Origin of the sequence: uncultured Novosphingobium sp. (assembly GCF_964277725.1) — a bacterium.
Lineage (GTDB): Bacteria > Pseudomonadota > Alphaproteobacteria > Sphingomonadales > Sphingomonadaceae > Novosphingobium > Novosphingobium fluoreni.
Genome location: NZ_CAXYKL010000210.1, coordinates 1 through 6,085 on the forward strand (window position 1 = coordinate 1; position 6,085 = coordinate 6,085).

Here is a 6,085-nt window from a genome sequence, read left to right on the forward strand (position 1 = left end):
GTGCTGCAACGGGCTGTCATGGAAGCGGCATCAATCCGCAATATCTTTGCCATCTCCCGTCTCTAACCGCCGCTTCGCACTGCCAGCAGGCACGCGTTCAGCGGGGGGAATAATGTTGCATTCTCAAAAACTAAGCCGTATCGCACACGCAGCATTGCTGTTGAGCGCTACGTCCGTCCTGGGCCTGAGCGTACCGGCCTTTGCACAGAATACGGCTGAGCGGGCCGATGCCGCTACGGGTGAAGACGTCGCGGGCCAGATCATCGTCACCGGCAATCGCTCACGATCAACCGCCACGATCGCTGCGGACGAGATCCAGAAGATCCTTCCTGGCATCAGTCCGCTCAAAGCCATCCAGACGCTGCCTGGCGTAGCCTACATCACCGCCGACCCCTGGGGTAACAACGAGCAGAACGCCTCGCTCTTCATCCACGGCTTCAGCGCAGGCCAGCTGGGCTACACGCTGGACGGCGTGCCGCTGGGTGATCAGAACTACGGCAATTATAACGGTCTTTCGCCATCGCGCGCGGTCATTTCCGAAAACGTCGGGCGCGTGAGCGTCAGCACCGGCGCGGGCGAGTTGCGCGTCGCTTCCACCAGCAACCTGGGTGGCGCGGTGGAGACTTTCTCCAGCGATCCGCGCCCGAAGCTCGGCCTTGAAGTCAATCAGACGCTGGGCAGTTACGATGCCTCACGCACCTTCGTGCGCTTTGACAGCGGCGACATGGGCGAGGGCACAAGCTTTTACCTTTCGGCAGTGCGCCAGAAGGCCCGGGCTTGGGACTTCAACGGCAAGCAGGGCGGCTGGCAAGGCAACTTCAAGCTGGTCCACGATGACAGCGCCCGCCGCCTCACCGCCTACATTGCCTATTCGGACAAGACCGAGCCGAACGAGGATGCGACGACGATCTACGCACGGCCCGCAAACGCGGCGCAGGCGTACCAGCCCTATACCCGCCCGTTCCTCTATCCCGATTTCGGCAAGGCGCTGTCCTATCTCAGCGCGACCGGCGCGGTTCCTGCGGTGGAGAGCGTGAACTATCGCAACTATTACAGCGATGCGCAGCGCACAGATTGGCTGGTGTACCTGAAGGATGAGGAACGCCTGACGGACAAGGTCACGCTTTCGGTTCAGGGATACTATCACCACAACGATGGCGTGGGCGTGGTCGCCGGTCCGATCACGGTGGCGTCCCTGCCCAAGCTGTTCGGCCTGTACTTCCCCGGCCGCAACCTGAAGCTGTCCACCGGCAACTCGGGCTATGCGGTGCGCACCACGGAATACCGGATCGACCGCAAGGGCGTGCTGTCCGAACTGACCATCGATGCAGGCAACCACCAGATCGCGGCAGGTGCCTGGTATGAGAACAACAGCTCCTCCGCCTATCGCCGCTGGTACGCGCTCGACGTGAATTTCCCCGAGCGTTACAGCCCCTATATCCGCCCCAAGGGCCCGCTGTTCACGCAGTATGGCAGCGAAATGCGCACCGAAGTGCTGCAGCTGCATCTACAGGACACCTGGACGCTCACTCCGCGCTTCACGATCGAGGCGGGCGTGAAGACCAGCCTGCAGGATGCGGACGGCTTCTTCACCGTGCAGCCGATCGTCGGTTCGCTCGACGGTTCGTCCAGCGCGTTGCCGAATGGGCGGATAAAGACCGAAAACTGGTTCCTTCCCACGCTAGGTGGCAAGTGGCGCTTCACCGATAACGAAGAGCTCTATGCCAACGTCCAGAAGAACTTGCGCCAGTATCAGGCCTACGGTGCCGGTGGTGGCGCCGCGCCATGGTCGGTGGGCAGCCAGGCGTCGTTCGACTTCATCAAGGAGAACGGCCACCCCGAAACGTCGTGGACCTATGAAGTGGGCCTGCGCAGCCGCCACAGCTTCCCCGGCTCGTTCCTCAGCGGGTTCGAAGCGCAGCTGAACGCATACCATGTCGATTTCAGCGACCGTCTGCTGGCGATCAGCCCCACCGTGGGCGGCATCGGTGGTGGCTCGATTTCGGGCGGCACACCCTCGCTGTTCAACGTGGGCAACGTGAAGACCAACGGCGTCGATGCCGCCATCACCTTGCGCTTCGGCAGCCACCTCTCACTGTACAACGCGCTGTCTTACAACAGCTCGAAGTATGACAGCGACTATAGCGTGATCACTGGTGCAGCCACCGGCACGCGGCTTGGCACCTTTACCGTCGTTCCCACGCCCGCCGCCGGGCAGGCCGCGCTTCCCAACGCCGGCATCGTGCCGACCGGTGGCAAGCAGGTTCCGGGTAGCCCGCAATGGCTGAACAAGACGGTGGCGACGCTGGACTTCCAGCCGGTGCAACTGCAGCTGTTCGGCGATTTCGTGGGCAAGCGCTTTGCGACTTATACCAACGACGCCTCCGTCCCCAGCTTCTTCCTGCTGAGCGGCCGGGCAGCGATCGAGCTGGGCGATATGATCGGTCTGGCAGGGGCGGAGTTGAGCCTCAACGTGACCAACATCACCGAGAAGAAGGGCTGGCTCTCGGTCCAGCCGAACGCGCCCACGAATACGTATAACGTCTATCCGATCCCGCCGCGCCAGTGGTTCGGCACACTGAAGCTGCGCTACTGATGCGCGGGGCGGACATCACGCGTCGCGGTGTCATCGGTGCCGGGGTGGGCCTAGCGCTCGCCCCGGCACTCGCCTTTGCGGCGGAAGGAGGGGTTATGCGCAAACGTCCGGCCAAACCGCTGCTGATGGCCCATCGCGGCGCATCGGCGCTCCGGCCCGAGCATACCTTGGGCGCTTACGCCAAGGCGATCGCGGACGGGGCAGACTTTATCGAGCCCGACTTGGTCGCCACGAAGGATGGCGTGCTGGTGGCGCGGCATGAAAATGAGATTTCCGGCACCACCGATGTCGCCGCGCACCCTGAGTTCGCTGCCCGCCGGACGACCAAGACGGTGGATGGCGCACCCATCACCGGCTGGTTTACCGAGGATTTCACGCTGGCTGAGCTGAAGACTCTGCGCGCCAGGGAACGGCTGGGTAGGGTTAGGCCGGAAAGCCAGTCCTACGACGGCGTGTTTCAGATCGTCACGGTGGAGGAAGTCGCGGACTTCGTGGCGGCCGAGGCGGCGGCGCGAGGGCGCACGATCGGGCTGATCCCGGAATTGAAGCACTCCACCTATTTCGCCGGGATCGGCCTGCCGCTGGAGGCGCGGTTCCTGGGCATCCTGAAGGCAAGCGCCTATCTGCGCCGCGCACCGGTGATCGTGCAGTCGTTCGAAGTGGCCAATCTCAAGGCCTTGCGTCCACAGATCGCCGGGATGCCGAACCTGCAGCTGATGCAGCTGATCGGCGATCCCAAGGAGGCGGCGTTCGATGGCGTGGCGGCGGGCAACCCACAAACGTACGGGCAGATGATGACGCCCACCGGGCTTGCCGCGATGGCGCGCTATGCGGACTGGATCGCCCCGGCCACGCGCGTGGTCATCCCGCTCGATGCAGAGGGCAAGCTGGGCCGATCCACCGGTCTGGTCGCCGCGGCGCACAAGGCCGGCCTGCTGGTCGGCACCTGGACGTTCCGCCCGGAAAACCGCTTCCTGGCCGCCGACTATCGCAGCGCTGCAGGCGAAGACGCGCGCAACCCTGCGGGCAGCGTGGCCGAAATTCGCCGCTACCTGGCCGAAGGGCTGGACGGGTTCTTCACGGACGATCCGGCATTGGGCCGCCAGGCGATCGCAGCAGCGGCTCGCCCATCCTGATGCTCTGACCCTCGATCAGCCCAGGCACCGGGGGGCGATTGGCCGGGGAGAGGACGATGATGGTCGAGCCGTGTTCGAACCAGCCCATCTCCTCTCCCTTGCCGAAACGCGCCTTGCTGGGCCGCACGCCTTGGCCGCCTGAGCGCACGTTGCGATCGGCGTCGAGGAAGGGCAGGCGGATGCTGGCGACCAGCACTGCCGCCACCGGCACCAATGCCAGCCGATGCCCGCTGTCCAGCGTCACCGTGATCGGCGCGCGCTCGTTCTTGCAGAACAGCCGCTCCACGCGCTTCAGTGCGATCGGGTTCACGTTCCAGGTATCGCCCGAGATATAGCGCACTTGCTCGACCGTCAGGTCATGCGGCGCGTGAAAGCGGTGGTACATGCCCGCCGTCAGCCGCAGCGTGACGAACCAGCCGTCGCGCCATTCCTCCGCTTCCGCCACACTGCCGAGCAAGTCGGCGATGGCGTAGGGAAAGCCTTTCACTTGCAGGACTTGCCCCGCGCTCACCCGGCCGAATGCGCCGACGATGCCGTCGCTGGGGGAGACGACCGTGTCGGGATCGGTGTTCACCGGCCTCGCGCCGTCCCTCAGTTGTCGGATGAAGGCATCGTGCAAGCTGCCGAACCGGGTTTCTGCCGCATCCGTCAAATCCACGTCACAGAACAAGCGCCATAGCGCGATCGACGCGGTGCGCACCGCCGGATTTCGCCGCTTGCTGAACCATCCCATGAACCGGGTGGCGGCATGGCGGGGGATGCGGTTGGTCAGGAGGAAGTTCAGATCTTCCTGCGCGCCAAGGCGAGCGAGAGCGGAACGCAGGCTCATCGTGGGTCCTTCGTGGAGCTAGGGGAAGCAAGTTGAAGCAGGACAACTGGGTTTGGGGACTGGCGGGCGCGGCGGCGGGATTGCTGGCGGTGGACAAGGCGCGCAAACGCCTGCGCCTTTCGCGCGCCAAGCATCCCTCGCTCACGGGCCATGTCCGCATGGGCAAGCGGGTGGCGGGCATGGTGCCGGGCTATGCCCTGACGCCGGACGAGTTCTTCCGTGCCGACGATGCTCCGCTCGAAGTGATCGGCCGCCGCCGCGCCGGCTTCGAGCGGTTGGCAACGCTCTATGCCGAGCGTTTCGCCAAGACCCGCGCCTACACCGCCGAAATCCGCGACAGTATCCCGGACCTGGAATTCACCGCAGCCTATCGCGTGCCGTTCCCTTTCAGCCCGGTCGTTCGCGAGCGGCTGGGGGCGGGAAGCTTCTACCAGGCGGCCGAGGGCGTCAGCCTGACCGATCTGGACGGCAATCGCTTTACCGATCTCACCGGTTCCTACGGCGTCAACCTGCTGGGCGTGGATGCCTATCGCGCGATGGTCCAGCAGGGCATCGCGACGACGGCAGACCTGGGCCCGACGCTGGCCGGGTTGCATCCGGTTGTCGCCGACAACGTGCGGCGGCTGAAGGCGATCTCCGGCCTCGATGCCGTATCGTTCCACATGTCGGGCACCGAGGCGGTGATGCAGGCTGTGCGGCTGGCGCGCTATCACACCGGACGTTCGCATCTGGTTCGCTTTTCCGGCGCGTACCACGGCTGGTGGGGCGATGTGCAGCCGGGCGTCGGCAATCCGGTGCCGGCGGACCATACCTACACTCTGGCGGACATGAGCGAGGCCACGCTGGAAGTTCTCGCCACGCGTAAGAACATCGCCTGCGTGCTGGTGAACCCGCTGCAGGCCATGCATCCCAACGCCGGAGCGCCGGGAGATTCCACCCTGGTCAGCGGCCGTGTCGACAAGCAAGCCGACCGTGTGGCCTACGCTGCCTGGCTCCAGCGCCTTGCCGCGGTGTGCCGCAAGGCAGGGATCGTGCTGATCGTGGACGAGGTGTTTACCGGCTTTCGCCTGGCACCACGCGGTGCCTGCGAATATTTCGGCATCGCGCCGGACATGGTGACATATGGCAAGACGCTGGGCGGCGGCCTGCCGGTGGGCGTGGTCTGCGGCAAGGCGGCGCTGATGAAGCGCTTCCGCGAGGATCGCCCCGCCGACATCTGCTTTGCGCGCGGCACCTTCAATTCGCACCCCTACGTGATGGGGGCGATGGACGCCTTCCTGCGGCACATGGAGACGGCGGAGGGCCAAGCGCTCCACCATGGCGTCGATGCGGTGTGGAACGATCGCGCCGCTACGCTCAACGCGCGGCTGGCGGCGGAAGGTGTGCCGGTGCGGGTTGCGAACCTGGGCACGATCTGGACGATCTGGCACACGATGCCTTCGCGCTATCATTGGATGCTGCAATTCTATCTGAGAGCGGAGGGTCTGGCGCTGAGCTGGGTCGGCTCTGGGCGGATGATCTTCA

General features: G+C 65.0%; 4 protein-coding genes. 3 read left to right on the top strand and 1 reads right to left on the bottom strand.

What is annotated here, in order from left to right; all coding sequences use genetic code 11:
* Nucleotides 1-160 precede the first annotated feature (160 nt).
* Nucleotides 161-2,596, top strand: a complete 2,436-nt coding sequence (locus ACHWRX_RS11920; RefSeq protein ID WP_394659375.1) for a TonB-dependent receptor — start codon at nucleotides 161-163, stop codon at nucleotides 2,594-2,596.
* Nucleotides 2,596-3,732 carry a glycerophosphodiester phosphodiesterase gene (locus ACHWRX_RS11925; RefSeq protein WP_394659376.1) on the top strand — a complete coding sequence of 379 codons (1,137 nt, stop codon included), beginning with the start codon at nucleotides 2,596-2,598 and terminating at the stop codon, nucleotides 3,730-3,732. The genes ACHWRX_RS11920 and ACHWRX_RS11925 overlap by 1 nt, the downstream gene beginning before the upstream one ends.
* Here ACHWRX_RS11925 and asd read toward each other — a convergent pair.
* Nucleotides 3,674-4,561, bottom strand: a complete 888-nt coding sequence (gene asd, locus ACHWRX_RS11930) for an archaetidylserine decarboxylase (protein WP_394659377.1) — start codon at nucleotides 4,559-4,561, stop codon at nucleotides 3,674-3,676. The genes ACHWRX_RS11925 and asd overlap by 59 nt on opposite strands.
* A 32-nt stretch (nucleotides 4,562-4,593) precedes the next feature.
* Here asd and ACHWRX_RS11935 point away from each other — a divergent pair.
* The coding region (locus ACHWRX_RS11935; RefSeq protein ID WP_394659378.1) for an aminotransferase class III-fold pyridoxal phosphate-dependent enzyme at nucleotides 4,594-6,085 on the top strand (1,492 nt) is incomplete at its 3' end.

Excerpts from the sequence above, each read along its gene's own strand:
- ACHWRX_RS11925 (WP_394659376.1), top strand. The coding sequence starts at position 2,596 with ATGCGCGGGGCGGACATCACGCGTCGCGGTGTCATCGGTGCCGGGGTG.
- asd (WP_394659377.1), bottom strand. The coding sequence starts at position 4,561 with ATGAGCCTGCGTTCCGCTCTCGCTCGCCTTGGCGCGCAGGAAGATCTG.